At 59.3% G+C, this 21,789-nt stretch carries 27 protein-coding genes; 16 read left to right on the top strand and 11 right to left on the bottom strand.

Annotation, left to right across the window (positions count from 1 at the left end):
- Positions 1-10: 10 nt before the first annotated feature.
- On the top strand, positions 11-1,453 hold the full coding sequence (tldD, locus tag TX23_RS07180) for a metalloprotease TldD (protein ID WP_005784814.1): 1,443 nt from the start codon (positions 11-13) through the stop codon (positions 1,451-1,453).
- A gap of 45 nt (positions 1,454-1,498) precedes the next feature.
- On the opposite strand, the gene yjgA is transcribed toward tldD, so the two are convergent.
- On the bottom strand, positions 1,499-2,020 hold the full coding sequence (gene yjgA / locus TX23_RS07175; protein ID WP_005784816.1) for a ribosome biogenesis factor YjgA: 522 nt from the start codon (positions 2,018-2,020) through the stop codon (positions 1,499-1,501).
- Between the two features lie 108 nt (positions 2,021-2,128).
- Between yjgA and pmbA the strand changes: the two genes are divergently transcribed.
- From pmbA to TX23_RS07145, 6 genes are all read left to right on the top strand, one after another.
- Positions 2,129-3,475: a metalloprotease PmbA gene (pmbA, locus tag TX23_RS07170; RefSeq protein WP_005784818.1), complete on the top strand. Its 1,347-nt coding sequence runs from the start codon at positions 2,129-2,131 to the stop codon at positions 3,473-3,475.
- A gap of 148 nt (positions 3,476-3,623) precedes the next feature.
- Complete coding sequence (locus tag TX23_RS07165; protein WP_057701596.1) at positions 3,624-4,019, top strand: hypothetical protein; 396 nt, start codon at positions 3,624-3,626, stop codon at positions 4,017-4,019.
- A complete protein-coding gene (locus tag TX23_RS07160) occupies positions 4,012-5,388 on the top strand; it encodes a class II fumarate hydratase (RefSeq protein ID WP_057701595.1) in 1,377 nt (458 codons plus the stop codon). Before TX23_RS07165 ends, TX23_RS07160 begins: the two co-directional genes overlap by 8 nt.
- A gap of 27 nt (positions 5,389-5,415) precedes the next feature.
- Complete coding sequence (locus TX23_RS07155; RefSeq protein ID WP_057701594.1) at positions 5,416-5,844, top strand: hypothetical protein; 429 nt, start codon at positions 5,416-5,418, stop codon at positions 5,842-5,844.
- 1 nt (position 5,845) lies between these two features.
- On the top strand, positions 5,846-6,457 hold the full coding sequence (locus tag TX23_RS07150; protein ID WP_057701593.1) for a superoxide dismutase: 612 nt from the start codon (positions 5,846-5,848) through the stop codon (positions 6,455-6,457).
- 32 nt (positions 6,458-6,489) lie between these two features.
- Positions 6,490-7,383 carry a ZIP family metal transporter gene (locus TX23_RS07145; protein WP_057701592.1) on the top strand — a complete coding sequence of 298 codons (894 nt, stop codon included), beginning with the start codon at positions 6,490-6,492 and terminating at the stop codon, positions 7,381-7,383.
- 121 nt (positions 7,384-7,504) lie between these two features.
- Here the strand turns inward: TX23_RS07145 and TX23_RS07140 are convergent, their stop codons facing one another.
- The 10 genes from TX23_RS07140 to TX23_RS07095 all read right to left on the bottom strand — a co-directional run bounded on the left by TX23_RS07140 (position 7,505) and on the right by TX23_RS07095 (position 14,513).
- Positions 7,505-7,777 (bottom strand): HPr family phosphocarrier protein, encoded by a 273-nt coding sequence (locus tag TX23_RS07140; RefSeq protein WP_057701591.1) that lies wholly within the window; start codon positions 7,775-7,777, stop codon positions 7,505-7,507.
- 16 nt (positions 7,778-7,793) lie between these two features.
- Entirely contained in the window at positions 7,794-8,651 is an 858-nt protein-coding gene (rapZ, locus tag TX23_RS07135; RefSeq protein ID WP_003188578.1) for an RNase adapter RapZ, read from the bottom strand.
- A gap of 2 nt (positions 8,652-8,653) precedes the next feature.
- Entirely contained in the window at positions 8,654-9,118 is a 465-nt protein-coding gene (gene ptsN / locus TX23_RS07130) for a PTS IIA-like nitrogen regulatory protein PtsN (protein ID WP_057701590.1), read from the bottom strand.
- Positions 9,119-9,128: 10 nt separating this feature from the next.
- Positions 9,129-9,434: a ribosome hibernation-promoting factor, HPF/YfiA family gene (hpf, locus tag TX23_RS07125; RefSeq protein WP_027604812.1), complete on the bottom strand. Its 306-nt coding sequence runs from the start codon at positions 9,432-9,434 to the stop codon at positions 9,129-9,131.
- 75 nt (positions 9,435-9,509) lie between these two features.
- Positions 9,510-11,003: an RNA polymerase factor sigma-54 gene (locus tag TX23_RS07120; protein ID WP_057701589.1), complete on the bottom strand. Its 1,494-nt coding sequence runs from the start codon at positions 11,001-11,003 to the stop codon at positions 9,510-9,512.
- Positions 11,004-11,187: 184 nt separating this feature from the next.
- Positions 11,188-11,913 carry an LPS export ABC transporter ATP-binding protein gene (gene lptB, locus TX23_RS07115; RefSeq protein ID WP_057701588.1) on the bottom strand — a complete coding sequence of 242 codons (726 nt, stop codon included), beginning with the start codon at positions 11,911-11,913 and terminating at the stop codon, positions 11,188-11,190.
- The gene (lptA, locus tag TX23_RS07110) at positions 11,913-12,446 is read right to left on the bottom strand and encodes a lipopolysaccharide transport periplasmic protein LptA (protein ID WP_057701587.1); all 534 of its coding nucleotides are present in this window, start codon (positions 12,444-12,446) and stop codon (positions 11,913-11,915) included. The genes lptB and lptA overlap by 1 nt, the downstream gene beginning before the upstream one ends.
- Complete coding sequence (lptC, locus tag TX23_RS07105; protein WP_057701586.1) at positions 12,433-13,005, bottom strand: LPS export ABC transporter periplasmic protein LptC; 573 nt, start codon at positions 13,003-13,005, stop codon at positions 12,433-12,435. The genes lptA and lptC overlap by 14 nt, the downstream gene beginning before the upstream one ends.
- 8 nt (positions 13,006-13,013) lie before the next feature.
- A complete protein-coding gene (locus tag TX23_RS07100) occupies positions 13,014-13,538 on the bottom strand; it encodes a KdsC family phosphatase (RefSeq protein WP_005784847.1) in 525 nt (174 codons plus the stop codon).
- The gene (locus TX23_RS07095) at positions 13,539-14,513 is read right to left on the bottom strand and encodes a KpsF/GutQ family sugar-phosphate isomerase (RefSeq protein WP_005784849.1); all 975 of its coding nucleotides are present in this window, start codon (positions 14,511-14,513) and stop codon (positions 13,539-13,541) included.
- A gap of 298 nt (positions 14,514-14,811) precedes the next feature.
- Between TX23_RS07095 and TX23_RS07090 the strand changes: the two genes are divergently transcribed.
- The 9 genes from TX23_RS07090 (at position 14,812) to hisD (ending at position 21,787) form a co-directional block, all read left to right on the top strand.
- Positions 14,812-15,621 carry an ATP-binding cassette domain-containing protein gene (locus TX23_RS07090; RefSeq protein WP_005784851.1) on the top strand — a complete coding sequence of 270 codons (810 nt, stop codon included), beginning with the start codon at positions 14,812-14,814 and terminating at the stop codon, positions 15,619-15,621.
- On the top strand, positions 15,621-16,418 hold the full coding sequence (mlaE, locus tag TX23_RS07085; RefSeq protein WP_043050763.1) for a lipid asymmetry maintenance ABC transporter permease subunit MlaE: 798 nt from the start codon (positions 15,621-15,623) through the stop codon (positions 16,416-16,418). Before TX23_RS07090 ends, mlaE begins: the two co-directional genes overlap by 1 nt.
- Positions 16,418-16,885, top strand: a complete 468-nt coding sequence (gene mlaD, locus TX23_RS07080; RefSeq protein WP_003171814.1) for an outer membrane lipid asymmetry maintenance protein MlaD — start codon at positions 16,418-16,420, stop codon at positions 16,883-16,885. Before mlaE ends, mlaD begins: the two co-directional genes overlap by 1 nt.
- An 11-nt stretch (positions 16,886-16,896) precedes the next feature.
- Positions 16,897-17,544 carry an MlaC/ttg2D family ABC transporter substrate-binding protein gene (locus TX23_RS07075; RefSeq protein ID WP_057701585.1) on the top strand — a complete coding sequence of 216 codons (648 nt, stop codon included), beginning with the start codon at positions 16,897-16,899 and terminating at the stop codon, positions 17,542-17,544.
- Positions 17,541-17,846 carry an STAS domain-containing protein gene (locus TX23_RS07070; protein ID WP_057701584.1) on the top strand — a complete coding sequence of 102 codons (306 nt, stop codon included), beginning with the start codon at positions 17,541-17,543 and terminating at the stop codon, positions 17,844-17,846. The genes TX23_RS07075 and TX23_RS07070 overlap by 4 nt, the downstream gene beginning before the upstream one ends.
- A gap of 115 nt (positions 17,847-17,961) precedes the next feature.
- A complete protein-coding gene (locus TX23_RS07065; RefSeq protein WP_003188597.1) occupies positions 17,962-18,201 on the top strand; it encodes a BolA family protein in 240 nt (79 codons plus the stop codon).
- Positions 18,202-18,224: 23 nt separating this feature from the next.
- A complete protein-coding gene (gene murA, locus TX23_RS07060) occupies positions 18,225-19,490 on the top strand; it encodes a UDP-N-acetylglucosamine 1-carboxyvinyltransferase (RefSeq protein ID WP_057701583.1) in 1,266 nt (421 codons plus the stop codon).
- A gap of 210 nt (positions 19,491-19,700) precedes the next feature.
- Positions 19,701-20,336 (top strand): ATP phosphoribosyltransferase, encoded by a 636-nt coding sequence (hisG, locus tag TX23_RS07055; RefSeq protein WP_003188599.1) that lies wholly within the window; start codon positions 19,701-19,703, stop codon positions 20,334-20,336.
- Positions 20,337-20,464: 128 nt separating this feature from the next.
- Entirely contained in the window at positions 20,465-21,787 is a 1,323-nt protein-coding gene (hisD, locus tag TX23_RS07050) for a histidinol dehydrogenase (RefSeq protein WP_025856319.1), read from the top strand.
- The last annotated feature ends 2 nt before the right edge of the window (positions 21,788-21,789 follow it).

Here is a 21,789-nt window from a genome sequence, read left to right as displayed (position 1 = left end):
GGCCAAACCTATGAGCGAGTTGTTGTCCTCAGTCAGTGAACACCTCCTGGCACCCGGTGGCGTGACCATCGAAAGTCTGCAAACCGTGCTGGGCGATCTGGCCGGGCCAGGTATCGATGCAGCCGACCTGTATTTCCAGGGGCAGATCTCCGAGTCCTGGGCGCTGGAAGATGGCATCGTCAAGGAAGGCAGTTTCAACCTTGACCAGGGCGTCGGCGTGCGTGCGCAATCGGGTGAAAAAACCGGTTTTGCCTACAGCAATGCGATCACGCTTGAAGCTCTGGGCCTGGCGGCGCGTGCGGCGCGTTCTATTTCCCGTGCCGGCCAGAACGGTACGGTGCAGGCCTTCAGTACCCAGGATGTAGCGCAGTTGTATGCACCGGATAACCCGTTGGAAGTGATCAGCCGTGCCGAAAAGGTCGAGCTGCTCAAGCGGGTGGACGCGGCTACCCGTGCCCTGGACCCGCGTATCCAGCAAGTGACCGTGAGCATGGCCGGCGTCTGGGAGCGTATCCTCGTCGCCTCCACTGACGGGGGCCTGGCGGCGGATGTGCGGCCACTGGTGCGTTTCAACGTGAGTGTGATCGTCGAACAGAACGGGCGCCGCGAGCGTGGCGGCCATGGCGGCGGCGGGCGTACCGACTATCGGTATTTCCTGGCTGACGACCGTGCCATGGGCTATGCCCGTGAGGCGCTGCGCCAGGCCTTGGTCAACCTGGAAGCGATTCCGGCACCGGCCGGTACCTTGCCGGTGGTGCTGGGCTCGGGCTGGTCCGGCGTGTTGCTCCACGAAGCCGTGGGCCACGGACTTGAAGGCGACTTCAACCGCAAGGGCAGTTCCGCCTACAGTGGGCGCATGGGCGAGATGGTTGCGTCCAAGCTGTGCACCATTGTCGATGATGGCACCCTGGCCGGTCGCCGAGGCTCGTTGAGCGTCGATGACGAGGGGACGCCGACCGAATGCACCACCCTGATCGAAAATGGCGTGCTCAAGGGCTATATGCAAGACAAGCTCAACGCCCGCCTGATGGGCGTGGCGCGCACCGGTAACGGTCGCCGCGAATCCTACGCGCACCTGCCGATGCCACGCATGACCAACACCTACATGTTGGGCGGTGAAAGCGATCCGGCGGAAATCATCGCCTCGGTCAAACGCGGCATCTATTGCGCCAACCTGGGCGGTGGCCAGGTCGACATCACCAGCGGCAAGTTTGTGTTCTCCACCAGCGAGGCGTACCTGATCGAAGACGGCAAGATTACTGCGCCAGTCAAAGGGGCGACCTTGATTGGTAACGGGCCGGAAGCCATGAGCAAAGTGTCGATGGTCGGTAACGACCTGTCGCTGGACAGTGGCGTGGGCACATGCGGCAAGGATGGGCAGTCGGTGCCGGTCGGCGTAGGCCAGCCAACCTTGAAAATTGATGCGATCACCGTGGGTGGCACGGGGTCATAAGAGTGCGAGCTTCGGGTGGCGAAGACCGCCACCCGGGGAAGAGGATCAACGCAGGCCGCGTTGAGTCTCGTCCAGCTCACGGATGTACTTGAAGATTTTACGGCTGGTGGCCGGCGCCTTGTTATGCGCCTGCTCGTGCTGGGCCTGACGGATCAGGGAGCGCAGTTGCTGGCGGTCCGCATCCGGGTAGTCCATCACGAATTTCTCCAGCACGGCGTCATCGCCCGCGATCAGGCGGTCACGCCAACGTTCCAGGTTATGGAAGCGTTCGTTGTACTGGCGAGTGGAGGCATCGGTTTGATCAAGCAAGGTCAGAATGGCGTCAATGTCCTGATCGCGCATCAGTTTGCCGATAAACGAGATGTGCCGTTTGCGCGCGATATTCGCGGTGTGCTTGGGCGCATCCGCCAGGGCCCGGCGCATTTCGTCGGTCAATGGCAGTTTGGCAATCAAATCTTTTTTGAGCGTTGTAAGGCGCTCGCCGAGGTCAACCAGAGCATGCAGCTCGCGTTTGACCTGGGTTTTGCTTTTCTCCCCATCGAGGGAGTCGTCGTAAGAATCAACCATGGTGGCAGTCCGCAAAGAAACGCCGCCATGATAACCAGTCGGGGGCCGCTTGTCCGGCCCGGTCGCTCGATGGCCTTAACCGAAAGCAGAATTTGAGTGGAGAAAACCATGAGTGCAGCCCAAAGCGTCGGTCCGCAAGCGTTACCGGCACTGCAGGAACAAGTCGAGCAGATCCTCGCCGAGGCCAAGCGCCAGGGGGCCAGCGCCTGTGAAGTGGCGGTGTCGCTGGAGCAGGGGCTGTCGACGTCGGTGCGCCAGCGGGAAGTGGAAACCGTCGAGTTCAACCGCGACCAGGGGTTTGGCATTACCTTGTACGCAGGACAGCGCAAAGGCTCGGCCAGCACTTCGGCCAGCGGCCCGGAAGCGATTCGCGAGACCGTCGCCGCTGCGTTGGCGATCGCCAAGCACACCTCCGAAGATGAAAGCTCGGGGCTGGCCGACAAGGCGTTGATGGCCAGGGACGTGCAGGATTTCGACCTGTTTCACGCCTGGGATATCACCCCGGAGCAAGCCATTGAACAAGCGCTGATCTGCGAGGCGGCGGCCTTTGATACCGACCCTCGGATCAAGAATGCTGACGGCACTACGCTGAGCACCCACCAGGGCTGTCGTGTGTACGGCAACAGCCATGGTTTTATCGGCGGCTATGCGTCCACGCGTCACAGCCTCAGTTGCGTGATGATCGCCGAAGCCAACGGCCAGATGCAGCGTGATTACTGGTACGACGTGAACCGCCAGGGTGATTTGTTGGCGGACCCCGTCAGCATTGGCCAACGGGCTGCCCAACGTGCCGCCAGCCGCCTGGGCGCACGCCCGGTGCCGACCTGTGAAGTGCCGGTGCTGTTTTCTGCAGAGCTGGCCGGTGGTTTGTTCGGTAGCTTTCTGGGGGCGATTTCCGGTGGCAACCTGTATCGCAAGTCGTCATTCCTTGAGGGCGCAATCGGCCAGAAACTGTTTCCTGAGTGGCTGACCATTGATGAGCGCCCGCATTTGATGCGTGCGATGGGCAGTTCTTCGTTCGATGGTGATGGCCTGGCGACCTATGCCAAGCCGTTTGTCGAGAACGGTGAGTTGGTCTCCTATGTGTTGGGCACTTATGCCGGTCGCAAGCTTGGCCTGCCGAGTACCGCCAACTCCGGCGGCGTGCATAACCTGTTTGTAACCCATGGCGATGAGGACCAGGCTGCATTGCTGCGACGCATGGGGCGCGGCTTGCTGGTGACTGAGCTGATGGGCCAGGGCCTGAATATGGTCACCGGCGATTACTCACGGGGCGCGGCAGGTTTCTGGGTGGAAAATGGTGAAATTCAATTCGCCGTCCAGGAAGTGACGATCGCCGGCAACATGCGCGACATGTTCAAGCAGATCGTCGCTGTGGGTAATGATCTGGAACTGCGCAGCAATATCCGCACGGGGTCTGTGCTGATCGAGCGGATGACGGTCGCCGGCAGCTAACCTCTACCGGACTCAACAAAAAGGCGCGCCATCCCAAGGATGGCGCGCCTTTTTTATTGCTCATGCCACGGAGGTTTTAATCGGTCATGCTTGTTTTGATTCTCAATATCATTTAATAATAAATATCATTACCGAATGAGTGTGGATCATGAGTTCTGTCCTGCATGAGGATCCGTACCTGGAAAGCTGGCGCTGGATGAGCCGCCAGATCCGCTGTGGCCTGGATCCCAATGAACCTCGCCTGATCGAACATTACCTCAATGAAGGTCGATACCTGGCCTGTTGCACCGCGACCCATCCGTGGACGATCGCCGAAACGTCATTTCGCCTGCTGATCGACACCGCCAGCGATATCGCACTGCCCTGGCATTGGCGCTCGATGTGCCTGGACCAGGCGTGGCGCCCGCTGCGCGACCTGGAAAAACTCTCCCACTGTGCCTGCCGCCTCAAGCGCTGGCAGACCTTTGCCTGGCAATTGGCGACCTGCGAATTACTGCCTTCGATTTCCGTTTCTGACTTGGTGCAAGGATCTAATGATGAGTAACACCCGTATCGAACGCGACAGCATGGGCGAACTGCATGTGCCGCAAGACGCGTTATATGGCGCGCAAACCCAGCGTGCGGTGAACAACTTCCCGATCAGTCATCAGCGTATGCCGGCGCAATTCATCCGCGCCCTGATCCTGGCCAAGACGGCTGCGGCCAAGGTCAACGTCGACCTCAAGCAGATCAGCGAAGGGCAGGGCAAGGCCATTGTCGACGCCGCCCAAGGCTTGCTGGAAGGTGATTACATGCAGCACTTCCCGGTGGATATCTTCCAGACCGGTTCTGGCACCAGCTCCAATATGAACGCCAACGAAGTGATTGCGACCCTTGCCAGCCGTTTGCTCGGCGAGGCGGTCAACCCCAATGATCACGTCAACTGCGGCCAAAGCAGCAACGACATTATTCCCACCACCATTCACGTCAGCGCCGCCCTGGTACTGCATGAGCAAACGCTGCCGGCCCTGCTGCACCTGGTGCAAGTGATCGAGCAGAAGGCCGAAGAGGTGCATCCGTTCATCAAGACCGGTCGCACCCACTTGATGGACGCCATGCCGGTACGCATGAGCCAGGTGCTCAATGGCTGGGCGCAACAGCTCAAGGCCAATATCGGCCACCTGCAGGACCTGCTTCCGGCCTTGCAGGCACTGGCCCAGGGCGGCACTGCGGTGGGCACCGGGATCAACGCGCATCCTGAATTTGCCGGGCGTTTCAGTCAGCAACTGAGCCGTTTGACCGGGGTCGAGTTCACGCCAGGCAAGAACCTGTTTGCGCTGATTGGCTCTCAGGACACTGCCGTCGCAGTTTCCGGCCAGTTGAAAGCCACTGCGGTGTCACTGATGAAGATCGCCAATGATCTGCGCTGGATGAACTCCGGCCCACTCGCCGGTCTCGGTGAAATCGAGCTGGAGGGCTTGCAGCCTGGCTCGTCGATCATGCCGGGCAAGGTCAACCCCGTGATACCCGAAGCCACGGCGATGGTGGCCGCGCAGGTTATCGGCAATGACGCTGTCATCACAGTGGCCGGTCAGTCGGGCAACTTCGAACTGAATGTGATGCTGCCGATCATCGCCCAGAACCTGCTCAGCAGCCTTGAATTGCTCGCCAACTCCAGTCGTTTGCTGGCGGACAAGGCCATTGCCAGCTTCAAGGTCAACCAAGCCAAGCTCAAGGAAGCGCTGTCGCGCAACCCGATCCTGGTCACCGCCCTTAACCCGATCATTGGTTACCAGAAGGCCGCTGAAATTGCCAAGCAGGCTTACCAGCAAGGCCGTCCGGTCATCGATGTCGCCCTTGAGCACACCGACCTGCCGCGCAGCCAACTGGAAGTCCTGCTGGACCCCGAAAAGCTCACGGCTGGCGGCGTGTAACTAACGACCCTGCTTTGGAGGCTCACCATGGAGCACTGGAAACGTACGATCGAACGGGCCAATCGCTGCTTTATGGCGGGCGAGTTGGTGGATGCTCGCGAGGCCTATCTGCAAGCCCTGGCCCTGGCTCAGGTATTGTTTGAACGCTGGGCGGATGCCGACGAAGCAGTGGCGGCCTGCGTCATTTCCCATCACAACCTGGCAGACCTGCACTTGCGCCTGAATCAACCCGAGGAAAGCGCGGAATACCTCTGCGCCATTCACCAGCGTTTGTTGCAGACCCTGCAAGACCCGCGGCTCAACCCGAGGTTGCGCGAGGCAGCGTTGCGCCAGAGCAGCAAAACCTACGTCGAGCTGTTGAATTTCATCAGCGATCACGGCGAGTACCCCCGCACCCACCGGTTGCTGGGCGATGCTGCGCCGCAGTCGCCCTCGTCTCACTATGGAGCCCATTGATATGACTTACACCCTGCCGGCCCTGCCTTACGCCTATGACGCCCTTGAGCCGCATATCGATGCGCAAACCATGGAGATTCACTACACCAAGCATCACCAGACCTACATCAATAACCTGAATGCTGCGGTGGAAGGCACCGAATTCGCCGGATGGCCAGTGGAGAAGCTGGTTTCCAGCGTACAAAAATTACCGGAGAAATTGCGCGCTGCCGTGGTCAATCAAGGAGGCGGCCACGCAAACCACTCGTTGTTCTGGGCGGTCATGTCGCCTACAGGAGGCGGTAAACCCGAAGGCGCGCTGGGCAAGGCGATCGATGAGCAATTGGGCGGTTTCGACCGTTTCAAGGAGGCATTCACCAAGGCCGCGTTGACCCGTTTCGGCAGTGGTTGGGCCTGGTTGAGCGTGACCCCGCAAGACACCCTGGTCGTGGAAAGCAGCGGCAACCAGGACAGCCCGCTGATGAGCGGCAATACGCCCATCCTCGGTCTGGACGTGTGGGAACACGCCTATTACTTGCGGTACCAGAACCGTCGCCCTGAATACATCAATGCGTTCTACAGCGTTATCAACTGGCCGGAAGTTGCTGCCCGCTACCAGGCCGCCTTGGCCTGACATTCACTCCAAAACAAGATCTAAGGGCGACTATGGGCACTGAAACACTGGCGATCAGCAGCGTACGAATGTTCCGTTATGCGTTCGGCTCACTGCTGTTATTGGCAGGGACTGCATTGCTGGTGGCCCATGGGCTGGCCTGGTTGGACCTTGAGCCGCGCATCCTGCGCGCGTTGCAGGGCGGTGCCATTTGCGCGCTTGGCACTGCACTGGGCGCGGTGCCGGTGCTGGTGATCCGGCGGATGCCGGCGGCGTTGAGCGATACCTTGCTGGGCTTCGGCGCGGGCGTGATGCTGGCGGCGACGGCCTTTTCGTTGGTCGTGCCGGGTATTGCCGCGGCCGAAGGCCTGGGGCTTTCGCCGTGGGGCGCGGGTGGGCTGATCAGCTTCGGTATCATGCTGGGCGCATTCGGGTTGTATCTGGTAGATCGCAAGGTCTGCGGTGCGAGCCCCGAGATGCTGGTGGGGACGCCGGATAAACCGGTGATCCCGCCGCGCATCTGGCTTTTTGTGTTTGCCATCATCGCGCACAACATTCCCGAAGGTATGGCAGTGGGTGTCTCCGCGGGTGGAGGCATGGCGGATGCCGACAGTCTGGCCATGGGCATTGCGTTGCAGGATGTACCCGAGGGCTTGGTAATTGCGCTGGTACTGGCCGGGGCGGGAATGTCGCGGGTCAAAGCGTTTTTGATTGGCGCCGCATCAGGATTGGTTGAACCGGTATTTGCGGTACTTTGCGCCTGGCTGGTGAGCCTGGCCGAGGTGTTGCTGCCCCTGGGACTGGCGCTGGCCGCGGGTGCAATGTTGTTGGTAGTGACCCATGAAGTGATCCCCGAGTCGCGCCGAAACGGCCACGAAAAGCTAGCGAGCCTGGGGTTATGTATCGGATTTTGCCTGATGATGGTGATGGATACAGCTTTAGGATAAATCCCGTCCTATGTAGGAGCGAGCTTGCTCGCGAAGAATGCCCACGCGCCGCAGGAAACCAGAATGCCCGCATTATCGTTGACGTTCTTCGCGAGCAAGCTCGCTCCTACATCATCGGCGGTTATTCACCTTCATCGAATTTGTTATTGATCAGCTCAACCAATGCGTCCATCGCTTCCTGCTCTTGCTCGCCTTCAGTACTCAGATGAATGCTGGTGCCCTTGCCGGCCGCCAGCATCATCATCGCCATGATGCTCTTGCCATCGACCATGGACTCCGGTGAGCGCCCAGCACGGATCTGGCAGGGGAACTGCCCGGCCACGCCGACGAATTTAGCCGACGCCCGGGCGTGCAGGCCCAGCTTGTTGATGATTTCAATTTCCAGAGCGGGCATCGCGCAGGTGTTCCTTTCAGCTTAGGTCGCGGTGGCGAACCTGGACATTCTTGAGGGTTTGTTGCAGCACCTGGCCCAGCCGTTCAGTCAGGTAAACCGAGCGGTGGTGGCCGCCTGTGCAGCCGATGGCGATGGTCACGTACGCACGATTGCTTGCGGCAAAACGCGGCAACCATTTCAGCAGGTAGCTGGAGATATCCTGGAACATCTCTTCCACATCCGGTTGTGCCGCCAGATAGTCGACGACGGGCTGATCCAGACCGGATTGATCGCGCAACTCCGGCTTCCAATAAGGATTGGGCAGGCAGCGCACATCGAACACCAGGTCGGCATCGACCGGCATGCCACGCTTGAAGCCAAACGACTCGACCAAAAACGCCGTCCCCGGCTCGGGCTGGTTCAAAAGGCGCAACTTGATCGCATCGCGCAACTGATACAGGTTCAGGTTGGTGGTGTTGATTTTCAAGTCGGCCAGATCAATGATCGGCCCCAGCAGCTTGGTCTCGTCTTCAATGGCTTCGGCCAGGGAGCGGTTGGCGCTGCTCAGCGGATGGCGTCGACGGGTTTCGGAGAAACGCTTGAGCAAGGTTTCTTCATCGGCATCCAGGTACAGCACATCGCAATGAATGTGCTTGGCGCGCACCTCTTCGAGCAGCTCTGGAAACCGCGAGAGGTGGCTGGGCAGGTTGCGGGCGTCGATCGACACAGCGACCAGCGGTTGCGCCAGTTCGGTGTGGATAAGAGCGCGTTCTGCCAACTCCGGCAGCAGACCCGCCGGCAGGTTGTCGATGCAATAGAAACCGTTGTCCTCAAGCACATTGAGGGCGGTGCTTTTACCTGAGCCGGAGCGGCCGCTGACGATGATCAAACGCATGATTACTGCCCGTTTTGTTCATCCAGGACGACCTGATACAGCGCCTCGCTGCTGCTGGCACTGCGCAACTTGTCACGTACTTCCTTGCGGTCGAGCATACTGGCTATCTGACGAAGCAGTTCCAGGTGCGCATCGGTGGCGGCTTGCGGGACCAGCAGCACGAACAGCAGGTCAACCGGGGCACCGTCGATGGCGTCGAAGTCGATGGGTTTTTCCAGGTGCAGAAGGGCGCTGACCGGGGTCTCGCAGCCTTCGAGACGGCAGTGAGGAATGGCGATGCCGTTGCCAAAACCGGTGGAGCCGAGTTTTTCACGGGCAATCAGAGCCTCGAAAACATCTTGCATCTCCAGCTCAGGCACTTGGCTGCTGATCAGGTTGGCAATTTGTTCGAGGGCGCGCTTTTTACTGCCGCCCGGCACGTTCACGAGGGAACGGCCGGGGGTCAGGATGGTTTCAAGTCGGATCATGGGGGGAGAGTTAACGACCTGTGCCTTGGAGCAGGCTCAGATTCTTTTCCTTATGCTTTTTGAGTTGGCGGTCGAGCTTGTCGGTGAGCAAGTCAATCGACGCATACATGTCTTCATGCTCTGCATTGGCAACCACTTCGCCACCGGGGATCTGGAGGGTCGCTTCGATTTTCTGCTGAAGCTTGTCGACCTTCATGATGACCTGCACGTTGGTGATCTTGTCGAAATGGCCTTCAAGTTTCCTCAGCTTCTGCTCGACATAGTCGCGCAGTGGAGGAGTGACTTCTACATGGTGTCCACTGATGTTGACTTGCATACAGCTTCTCCTTCGTTGCCAGTGCATAAAGCGGCGGGTGGGAATACCCGCCACTGGAACGCTGTGGCCCGCCTGTCACATCAACCGCTTGCGCTCGCTGGAAGGCGCGATACCAAGAGACTCGCGGTACTTGGCGACGGTTCGACGGGCGACCTGAATGCCTTGTGCCTCCAGTAAACCAGCGATCTTGCTGTCACTCAACGGCTTTTTCTGATTTTCCGCGGCAACCAGTTTTTTGATGATCGCGCGGATCGCCGTGGACGAGCATTCGCCGCCTTCGGAGGTGCTGACGTGGCTGGAAAAAAAGTATTTCAGCTCATAAATACCGCGCGGGGTATGCATGAACTTTTGCGTGGTCACCCGTGAAATCGTCGATTCATGCATGCCGACTGCTTCGGCGATATCGTGCAACACCAGAGGCTTCATGGCTTCGTCGCCGTATTCCAGGAAGCCGCGCTGGTGCTCGACAATTTGGGTAGCGACTTTCATCAGGGTTTCATTGCGGCTTTGCAGGCTCTTGATGAACCACCGCGCTTCCTGCAACTGGTTGCGCATGAAGGTGTTGTCGGCGCTGGTATCGGCGCGGCGCACAAAGCCTGCATATTGCGGGTTGACCCGCAGGCGTGGCACCGACTCCTGGTTCAACTCCACCAGCCAGCGCTCGTTGTCCTTGCGCACGATCACGTCGGGAACCACGTATTCGGCTTCGCTGGATTCAATCTGCGAGCCCGGGCGCGGGTTGAGGCTCTGCACCAGCTCAATGACCTGGCGCAAGTCGTCTTCCTTGAGCTTCATGCGGCGCATCAACTGGCTGTAGTCGCGGCTGCCCAGCAGATCGATGTAGTCGCTGACCAGGCGCTGGGCCTCTGTGAGCCAGGGCGTCTTGGCCGGCAGTTGGCGCAGTTGCAGCAAGAGGCACTCACTGAGCGTGCGGGCGCCGATGCCGGCGGGCTCGAATTGCTGGATGCGGTGCAGGACGGCTTCAATCTCGTCCAGCTCGATGTCCAGCTCCGGGTCGAAGGCTTCGAGGATCTCGTCGAGGGTTTCGTCCAGGTAACCCTGGTTATTGATGCAATCGATCAGCGTAACCGCGATCAGGCGATCAGTGTCCGACATCGGCGCCAGGTTGAGTTGCCACAGCAAGTGGCTCTGCAGGCTCTCGCCGGCCGAAGTGCGGGTGGTGAAGTCCCACTCGTCATCATCATTGCTCGGCAGGCTGCTCGCGCTGGTCTGGTACACGTCTTCCCATGCGGTATCCACGGGAAGCTCGTTGGGAATGCGTTCGTTCCATTCGCCTTCTTCCAGGTTGTCCACTGTAGGGGCGGTTTCCTGGTAGGAGGGTTCCTGCACGTCGGGGTTGGGTTTTTGCTCGATGTTGTCGGCCAGCGGGTCGGCATTGTCGAAGTCGTCGCCTTCTTCCTGGCGTTCGAGCATCGGATTGGACTCCAGGGCCTCCTGGATTTCCTGCTGCAGGTCCAGGGTCGACAATTGGAGCAGGCGGATGGCCTGTTGCAGCTGCGGTGTCATCGTCAGCTGCTGGCCCATTCTCAGGACTAGCGATGGTTTCATGGCAGGGGCTTAACACCTTATTCGCCGGCGCAATGCGCCATCCACGACAGGGCGCGTGAGCGCCAAACATAAGCAAATTATATGCCTGATATCAGGGCCTTTGCCTAGAGCACGGTAACAATAAAAAAACCAAGGTTTCTATTGACTCCTGCGCGCTCCGGCAAAAGGCGCGATACCACTTCGTCTACAGGCGGAACTCGTGACCCAGGTAAACTTCCTTGACCAGCTCATTGGCCAAGATGGACTCGGCGTCGCCTTCAGCAATCAACTGGCCATCGTTAACGATATAGGCGGTTTCACAGATATCCAGCGTCTCACGGACGTTGTGGTCGGTGATCAGCACACCAATGCCCTTGGCCTTGAGGTGGTGAATGATCTGCTTGATATCGCCCACCGAAATCGGGTCAACACCGGCAAACGGTTCATCCAGCAGGATGAACTTCGGTGCGGTGGCCAGGGCGCGTGCGATTTCCACGCGGCGGCGCTCACCACCGGACAAGCTCATGCCGAGGTTGTCGCGAATGTGGTTGATGTGGAACTCCTGCAACAGGCTTTCCAGCTCTTTGCGGCGGCCGTCGCGGTCGAGTTCCTTGCGGGTCTCGAGGATCGCCATGATGTTGTCGGCCACCGACAGTTTGCGGAAGATCGATGCTTCCTGGGGAAGATAGCCGATACCGGCGCGTGCACGACCGTGCATGGGCTGGTGGCTGACGTCCAGGTCGTCGATCAATACGCGACCCTGATCGGCCTGGACCAGCCCGACAATCATATAGAAGCAGGTGGTCTTGCCGGCACCGTTGGGGCCGAGCAAACCGACGATCTGGCCGCTGTCGATCGACAGGCTGACATCACGTACCACCTGACGGCTTTTATAGGCCTTGGCCAGGTGCTGGGCTTTCAGGGTCGCCATTACTCGGCCTTCTTCTTCGGCTGGATAACCATGTCGATGCGTGGACGAGGTGCGGTGACCTTGTTGCCATTGGCGCGACCGGCCTGAGCGACCTGGGTCTTGGTGTTGTAGACGATTTTCTCGCCTTCGGTCGAGTTGCCGTCGGCGCTGAGCACTTTGGCCTGGTCGATCAGGACGATGCGATTTTGCTGGGCATGGTATTGAATAGTCTTGCCGTAGCCTTTCATCGGGCCTGGATCTTCTGCCTTTTGCTTCTGTTCGAAGTAAGCCAGGTTGCCCACTGAGGTTACGACATCGATATCGCCGGCCTGGGTGCGCGTCAGGGTCACCGTATTACCGGTAATCTTCATCGAGCCCTGGGTAATGATCACACCGCCGGTGTAGGTGGCTACACCTTGCTTGTCATCGAGCTGCGCATCGTCAGCCGAGATGTGGATCGGTTGCTGGCTATCGTTCGGCAGAGCCCAGGCGCTCACGCTTCCCAGTGCTGCGCCCAGACCGAGCAAAATAGGGAGAGTTTTAACGAGCCTCATACTGTCCTCTTACGTTCGATAGCAGGTGTATCCTGCTTTCTTTCAAATACGCTTTCATTCCCTTGCCAGTCGATACACCGCCAGCGCCGTCGATTCTAACGTCTTGCTCGGTCTGCGCATATTGCTTCTGTGGGAATACGGTCATGCGACTGCTGGTAATGATGGTGTCGCGGTTCTGCGCGTCTGTACGTGCGACGCGAACCGAGTCGATCAGTTCAACTTCGGTACCGTCCGGGTTGACCTCGCCACGCTTGCTGGTGACATGCCATGGAAATTCGGTGCCGCGATACAGGTTCAGGTCCGGATTGGTCAGCAGGCTGACTTCAGAGGCCTTCAAGTGCTCGACCTTGTCCGACGTCATTTCATACTGCACCTTGCCGTCCGGCAGGAACTGAATGCTGTAGGCGTTGGTGGCGTAATAGTCGATAACACCTTCGTCAACCTGCGCAACAGGCTTGTCGAGAAAGCGCTCCGGGCTGATATTCCAGTAGCCCACCGCCAGGAACAGCGCGGCAATGACCCCGAACAGCAGGAAGTTGCGAATCTTTTTGCTCAGCATATAACGCTCTATAGGTAGGCGGCGTGGGCTGCTTCAAGGCTGCCCTGGGCACGCAGGATCAACTCGCAGAACTCGCGGGCAGCACCTTCGCCGCCACGGGCGGTGGTGATGCCATGGGCGTGTTCGCGCACAAACGCCGCGGCATTCGCGACCGCCATGCCCAGGCCCACCCGGCGAATCACCGGCAGGTCGGGCAGGTCGTCACCCAGATAGGCGACTTGTTCATAGCTTAGGTTGAGTTGGCCAAGAAGCTCGTCCAGTACCACCAGTTTATCCTCGCGGCCCTGATACAGGTGAGCAATTCCGAGGTTTTGTGCGCGGCGTTCCACAACCGGCGTCTTTCGACCGCTGATAATCGCCGTTTGCACGCCCGCCGCCATCAGCATCTTGATGCCCTGGCCATCGAGCGTATTGAATGTCTTGAATTCGCTGCCGTCTTCGAGAAAGTACAGGCGGCCGTCGGTCAGTACGCCGTCAACGTCGAAAATCGCCAGCTTGATATTTTTACCGCGTTGCAACAGATCGCTGGTCATTTACATCACTCCTGCGCGCAGCAAGTCGCCAAGGTTTAGGGCTCCGATCGGTCGATCATCGTTATCGACGACGATCAGCGCACCGATCCGGTGGTCTTCCATGATTTTCAGCGCTTCAGCCGCGAGCATTTCAGCGCGGGCGGTCTTGCCGTGGGGTGTCATCACCGCGTCGATGGTCGCGGTGTGAATATCGATGGTGCGGTCCAGTGTGCGGCGCAGATCACCGTCGGTGAATATCCCGGCCAGGCGCCCGTCAGCTTCCAGGATTGCCGTCATGCCCAGGCCCTTGCGGGTCATTTCCATCAGCGCATCCCTGAGCAGGGTGCCGCGTGGAACGCTTGGCAGTTCGGCACCCGAATGCATGACATTTTCCACTTTAAGTAGCAAACGACGGCCGAGGGCGCCGCCTGGATGGGAAAATGCGAAATCTTCAGCGGTAAACCCACGGGCCTCCAGCAGCGCCACCGCCAGGGCATCGCCCATGACCAGTGCGGCAGTGGTGGAGGACGTCGGTGCCAGGTTCAACGGGCAGGCCTCATGGGCCACGTGCACGTTGAGGTTGACGTCGGCGGCCTTGGCCAGGGTCGATTCCGGGTTGCCGGTGAGGCTGATCATCTGGATGCCCAGACGCTTGATCAACGGCAGCAAGGTCACGATTTCGTTGGTGGTGCCCGAGTTGGACAGCGCCAGAATCACGTCATCCTTGGTGATCATGCCCATGTCGCCGTGGCTGGCTTCGGCCGGGTGTACGAAAAAAGCGGTGGTGCCGGTGCTTGCCAGGGTGGCGGCGATCTTGTTGCCGATGTGGCCGGATTTACCCATGCCGACCACGACAACACGGCCCTTGCTGGCCAGGATCATCTCGCAGGCGCGCACGAAATCCGCGTTGATATGGGCCAGCAAGCCTTCTACGGCTTCAAGCTCTAGGCGGATGGTGCGTTGTGCGGATTGAACAAGCTCGCTGGATTGGCTCATGTCTGAAATCGTATAGCCTGACGAAAAGGCGGCGATTATAGCGGTAATGATCAATTCCCTCACGTAAGTTCGTCAGGCTTTGTGCGCGAAGTTCCAGCCAATCACCTTCGGTAACGGTTATTCCCTGTCCTAAATCTGAACGAGCGCTGTTCCGGCCTTGGGGGCTCTGCACCAGCGGTGATATAGTTCGCCGCCAGTTCGGTCCGCCCAACCCATGTGCCTAATTATTGCGCATCCGTTGCAAACCAAAGTCGCACACATGGTGTCTGAGTGAAAGGCTGCATCCCAAGGAGATTAGATGAGTGCCGATAACGCCTACGCGGTCGAGCTGAAGGGCCTTACCTTCAAGCGCGGTTCGCGCAGCATCTTCAATAACGTCGATATTCGCATTCCTCGCGGCAAGGTCACGGGCATCATGGGGCCTTCCGGTTGCGGCAAGACCACCCTGTTACGCCTGATGGGCATGCAATTGCGCCCCAGTGCCGGCGAAGTGTGGGTCAACGGCCAGAACCTGCCGACGCTGTCGCGCAGCGATCTGTTCGATGCGCGCAAGCATATGGGCGTGCTGTTCCAGAGCGGCGCGCTGTTTACCGACCTCGATGTGTTTGAAAACGTAGCCTTCCCGCTGCGGGTGCATACCCAGCTGTCCGATGAAATGATTCGTGACATTGTGTTGCTGAAACTGCAGGCCGTTGGCCTTCGCGGTGCCATCGACCTGATGCCTGACGAATTGTCCGGCGGTATGAAGCGACGTGTAGCGCTGGCACGAGCCATTGCCCTCGACCCGCAAATCCTCATGTACGACGAGCCATTCGTGGGTCAGGATCCGATCGCTATGGGCGTGCTGGTGCGGCTGATCCGCCTGCTCAACGATGCATTGGGTATCACCAGTATCGTGGTCTCCCACGATCTGGCCGAAACCGCGAGCATCGCCGACTACCTGTATGTAGTGGGTGATGGCCAGGTGCTGGGGCAGGGTACGCCTGAAGAGCTGATGAACGCCGATAACCCGCGCATCCGCCAATTCATGACCGGCGATCCCGATGGCCCGGTGCCTTTTCACTTTCCGGCAGCGGACTACCGCTCAGATCTTCTGGGGAAGCGCTGATGCGCAAGACATCTCTTATCGAAAAGGTTCGCCTTTTCGGTCGCTCGGGCATCGACATCGTCGAAGTCCTGGGGCGTTCGACCATTTTCCTGTTCCACGCCTTGCTGGGTCGCGGCGGCATCGGCGGCGGCTTCGGCCTGCTGCTCAAGCAGCTGCATGCGGTGGGGGTGATGTCTCTGGTGATTATTGTGGTCTCCGGGGTGTTCATCGGCATGGTGCTGGCGCTGCAGGGCTTCAACATCCTGTCCAGCTACGGCTCCGAGCAGGCAGTAGGCCAGATGGTGGCCTTGACTCTGCTGCGTGAGCTTGGCCCGGTGGTCACTGCCTTGCTGTTCGCAGGGCGCGCAGGTTCGGCGCTGACCGCCGAAATCGGCAACATGAAGTCCACCGAGCAGTTGTCCAGCCTGGAAATGATCGGCGTGGACCCGCTCAAGTACATTGTTGCTCCGCGCCTGTGGGCCGGCTTCATTTCCCTGCCATTGCTGGCGATGATTTTCAGCGTGGTGGGTATCTGGGGCGGTTCGTGGGTGGCGGTTGACTGGTTGGGCGTCTATGACGGTTCCTACTGGGCCAACATGCAAAACAGCGTGACCTTCACCGGTGACGTGCTCAACGGCATCATAAAGAGCATTGTCTTTGCCTTTGTGGTGACCTGGATTGCCGTATTCCAAGGCTATGACTGCGAGCCCACCTCAGAAGGGATCAGTCGTGCCACTACCAAGACCGTTGTGTACGCCTCGCTGGCGGTACTGGGCCTTGACTTCATTTTGACCGCCTTGATGTTTGGAGATTTCTGATGCAAAACCGCACTGTGGAGATCGGTGTCGGCCTTTTCTTGCTGGCTGGCATCCTGGCTTTACTGTTGTTGGCCCTGCGAGTCAGCGGCCTGTCGGCCAGCCCTACCGCCGACACCTATAAACTTTACGCATACTTCGACAATATCGCCGGTTTGACGGTCAGAGCTAAAGTGACCATGGCCGGCGTTACCATCGGCAAGGTCACGGCCATCGATCTGGATCGCGACAGCTTCACCGGGCGAGTGACCATGCAGTTGGACAAGAAGGTAGATAATCTGCCGACCGACTCCACGGCATCTATCCTCACTGCGGGGCTGCTGGGCGAGAAATACATCGGTGTCAGCGTGGGCGGGGAAACAGCCTTGCTCAAGGATGGCTCGACAATCCACGACACACAGTCGTCGTTGGTACTTGAAGACCTGATCGGTAAATTCCTGCTCAATACGGTCAATAAAGACGCTAAATGAGGAATCTGTTCATGATCTCTACCTTGCGACGTGGCCTGCTGGTGCTGCTGGCGGCGCTGCCGCTGATGGCTAACGCGGCAGGTTCTGCTCACGACCTGGTGCAGGACACGACCAACAAAATGTTGGCCGACCTGACTGCCAACAAAGAAAAGTACAAGCAAGACCCAAGTCAGTTTTATAACGCGCTCAATACCATTGTCGGCCCGGTAGTCGATGCCGAGGGCATTTCGCGCAGCATCATGACGGTGAAGTATTCGCGCAAGGCAACACCTGCGCAGATGCAGACCTTCCAGGAAAACTTCAAGCGCGGCCTGTTCCAGTTCTACGGTAACGCGTTGCTTGAGTACAACAACCAGGGCATTACCGTCGCACCTGCCGGCGATGAGTCGGGCGATCGCACCAGCGTCAACATGAGCGTCAAGGGCAACAACGGTGCTGTCTACCCTGTGCAGTACACGCTGGAGAAGGTCAAGGGCGAGTGGAAACTGCGCAACGTGATCATCAACGGCATTAACATCGGCAAACTGTTCCGTGATCAGTTCGCCGACGCGATGCAGCGCAACGGCAACGACCTGGACAAGACCATCAACGGTTGGGCAGGCGAAGTCGCCAAAGCCAAGGAAACCTCCGATAAAGAAGCCGGGAAGGCTGCGCAATGACCGAGGCAGCCGTTCGTATCGGCGACGCCGGCGAGCTGTTGCTCAGCGGCGTGCTGGATTACCGTACCGGGCCTGACCTGCGCAAGCAGGGCCAGGCACTGATCAAGGCCAGCGGCGCGCCTGCGCTGGTGGTTGACTGTTCGGCGGTGACCAAATCCAGCAGCGTTGGTCTATCGTTGCTGCTTTGCTTCATGCGCGATGCCGAAGCGGCAAAAAAGCCGCTTAGTATCCGTGCCTTGCCGGAAGACATGCGCGAGATTGCCGAGGTTTCCGGCCTGACCGAGATGTTGGCACACCCTTAATACACATTCATCAGAGAAGCCCCCCGTCAGAGTCCTGCTATGCGGGGTTCGCAGGCGCGGGGCTTTTTTGTATGATGTGCGACCCGTGCGCACTGGGCGCCGATAGAGGTTGAGCATGCAGGCCCTAGAAGTTAAGAGCTTCCTTGAAGGAAAGCTGCCGGAAACGACTGTTGAAGTTGAAGGCGAAGGCTGCAATTTCCAGCTGAACGTGATTAGCGATGAACTGGCGGCATTGAGCCCGGTCAAGCGTCAGCAGCAGATCTATGCCCATTTGAACCCATGGATCACCGATGGCAGCATCCATGCGGTCACTATGAAATTTTTCAGCCGCGCGGCCTGGGCCGAGCGCACCTGAGCCCCCAAGGCGTCGAGATTCTTATGGATAAATTGATTATTACCGGCGGTGCCCGCCTTGATGGCGAGATCCGCATTTCCGGTGCGAAAAACTCCGCCTTGCCGATCCTGGCAGCGACCCTGCTGTGCGATGGCCCGGTGACTGTGGCCAACCTGCCGCACCTGCACGACATTACCACCATGATCGAGCTGTTCGGTCGCATGGGCATTGAGCCGGTGATCGACGAGAAGCTGGCCGTCGAAATCGACCCGCGCACCATCAAGACCCTGATCGCCCCGTACGAACTGGTGAAAACCATGCGTGCGTCGATCCTGGTGCTGGGCCCGATGGTTGCTCGTTTTGGCGAAGCCGAAGTGGCCTTGCCTGGCGGTTGCGCCATTGGTTCGCGTCCGGTCGACCTGCACATCCGTGGCCTTGAGGCCATGGGTGCAGTCATCGACGTCGAAGGCGGCTACATCAAGGCCAAGGCGCCCGAAGGCGGCCTGCGTGGCGCGAACTTCTTCTTTGATACCGTCAGTGTGACCGGTACCGAGAACATCATGATGGCCGCTGCCCTGGCCAAAGGCCGCAGCGTGCTGCAAAACGCCGCCCGTGAGCCGGAAGTGGTCGACCTGGCCAACTTCCTCAACGCCATGGGCGCGAAGGTTTCCGGTGCTGGCACCGACACCATCACCATTGATGGCGTGGAGCGTCTGCACACCGCCACCTACAAGGTCATGCCTGACCGCATCGAGACCGGCACCTACCTGGTTGCCGCCGCCGTGACCGGTGGCCGCGTGAAGGTCAAGGACACCGATCCGACCATCCTTGAAGCCGTTCTGGAAAAACTCAAGGAAGCCGGCGCAGAGATCACCACAGGCGAAGACTGGATCGAGTTGGACATGCACGGCAAGCGGCCAAAAGCCGTCAACGTGCGTACTGCTCCGTACCCGGCGTTCCCAACCGACATGCAAGCGCAGTTCATCTCCCTGAACGCCATTGCCGAAGGTACCGGTGCCGTAATCGAGACCATCTTCGAAAACCGCTTCATGCACGTGTATGAACTGCACCGCATGGGCGCCAAGATCCAGGTCGAAGGCAACACGGCCATCGTCACCGGCATCGACAAGCTCAAGGGCGCGCCAGTGATGGCTACCGACTTGCGTGCCTCGGCCAGTCTGGTGATTTCGGCACTGTGCGCTGACGGCGACACCCTGATCGACCGCATCTACCACATAGACCGTGGTTATGAGTGCATCGAAGAAAAACTGCAGATGCTCGGCGCGAAAATTCGCCGCGTACCGGGCTAGTCCCCGCTGCTCTGTAGGAGCGAGCTTGCTCGCGAAGGCCTCATGTGCACCGCGTTGACTCTGAATAAACGCGTTATCGTTGACGTTCTTCGCGAGCAAGCTCGCTCCTACACACTGGTTTGTTTCAAATCGAGGCTGTCATGGCCTCGATCTGTGTCCGGCACTGTTTGTGACCGGACAGCAATAGCCTGATGAAGGACTGACGTTCCCATGTTGACCATCGCACTGTCCAAGGGCCGCATCCTTGACGACACGTTGCCGCTTCTGGCTGAAGCGGGCATCGTGCCGACCGAGAATCCGGACAAGAGCCGCAAGCTGATCATCCCCACGACCCAGGACGACGTACGCCTGTTGATCGTGCGGGCTACCGACGTGCCGACCTACGTTGAACATGGTGCCGCCGACCTCGGTGTCGCGGGTAAGGATGTGCTGATGGAATACGGTGGTCAGGGCTTGTATGAGCCACTGGACCTGCGTATCGCCCTGTGCAAGCTGATGACCGCCGGCCGTGTCGGCGATGTCGAGCCCAAGGGCCGTCTGCGCGTGGCGACCAAGTTCGTCAACGTTGCCAAGCGTTACTACGCCGAACAAGGCCGCCAGGTCGATATCATCAAGCTCTACGGCTCGATGGAACTGGCACCACTGATCGGCCTGGCCGACAAGATCATCGACGTGGTCGACACCGGCAACACCCTGCGCGCCAACGGTTTGGAGCCTCAGGATTTCATTGCCGACATCAGCTCCCGTCTGATCGTCAACAAAGCTTCGATGAAGATGCAGCACGCCCGTATCCAGGCGTTGATCGACACCCTGCGCAAGGCAGTGGAGTCTCGACACCGCGGTTGACTCACCCGCGTAGCTGAAAAGCTACGCCCGTCTATCCGCCTCATAGCCAGAATTCTCAGGTGCCCAAGCGGAAACGACTGCTAGTTTAGGGCGCCTGAGTTTTTGCCAATTCTATTGAGGCCCTCGCTATGACCACGTCCACTGCAATTGCCCGACTCAACGCTGCCGACCCGGATTTCGCCCATCATCTGGATCATCTGCTGAGCTGGGAAAGCGTGTCCGACGACTCGGTCAACCAGCGGGTGCTCGACATTATCAAAGCCGTGCGCGAGCGCGGTGATGCGGCGCTGGTGGACTTTACTCGCCAGTTCGACGGCCTGGACGTCAAGTCGATGGCGGACCTGATCCTGCCCCGCGAACGCCTGGAACTGGCCCTGACGCGTATCACCGCGCCCCAGCGCGAAGCCCTGGAAGTCGCAGCGGCACGGGTGCGCAGCTACCACGAAAAGCAGAAGCAAGATTCCTGGAGCTACACCGAAGCCGATGGCACCGTACTGGGCCAGAAGGTCACGCCGCTGGATCGCGCCGGCCTTTACGTGCCGGGCGGTAAAGCCTCGTATCCGTCGTCCGTGTTGATGAATGCAATCCCGGCCAAAGTGGCGGGTGTCACTGAAGTGGTCATGGTAGTCCCGACCCCTCGTGGCGAAATCAACGAGCTGGTGCTGGCTGCCGCCTGCATCGCCGGTGTGGACCGCGTGTTCACCATCGGTGGCGCCCAGGCCGTTGCGGCCCTGGCCTATGGCACTGAAAGCGTGCCGAAGGTCGACAAGGTTGTTGGCCCTGGCAACATCTACGTCGCTACCGCCAAGCGCCATGTGTTCGGCCAGGTCGGTATCGACATGATCGCCGGCCCTTCGGAAATTCTGGTGGTGTGTGACGGCCAGACCGACCCGGACTGGATCGCCATGGACTTGTTCTCCCAGGCTGAGCACGACGAAGATGCCCAGGCGATCCTGGTCAGCCCCGATGCCGAGTTCCTCGACAAGGTCGCCGCCAGCATCAATAAGCTACTGCCGACCATGGAGCGTGCCGAAATCATCGAGAAGTCGATCAATGGCCGCGGCGCACTGATTCTGGTGCGTGACATGGAGCAGGCCATTGAAGTGGCCAATCGCATCGCGCCAGAACACCTGGAGCTGTCCGTCGCAGACCCGCAAGCCTGGCTGCCGTCGATTCGTCACGCCGGTGCGATCTTCATGGGGCGCCACACCAGCGAAGCCTTGGGCGACTACTGTGCCGGCCCGAACCACGTGCTGCCGACCTCTGGTACGGCGCGTTTTTCATCGCCGCTGGGGGTGTATGACTTCCAGAAGCGTTCGTCGATTATCTTCTGCTCGCCACAAGGTGCTTCCGAGTTGGGCAAGACCGCCTCGGTGCTGGCCCGTGGTGAATCCCTCAGCGCTCACGCACGCAGCGCCGAATATCGCATCCTTGAAGAGAAGGGGAACTGAGA

The sequence above is a fragment of the Pseudomonas paralactis genome (genome assembly GCF_001439735.1).
GTDB lineage: Bacteria > Pseudomonadota > Gammaproteobacteria > Pseudomonadales > Pseudomonadaceae > Aquipseudomonas > Aquipseudomonas paralactis.
Note: the sequence above shows the minus strand (reverse complement) of the source record. Positions and strands in the feature narration are given on the sequence as shown.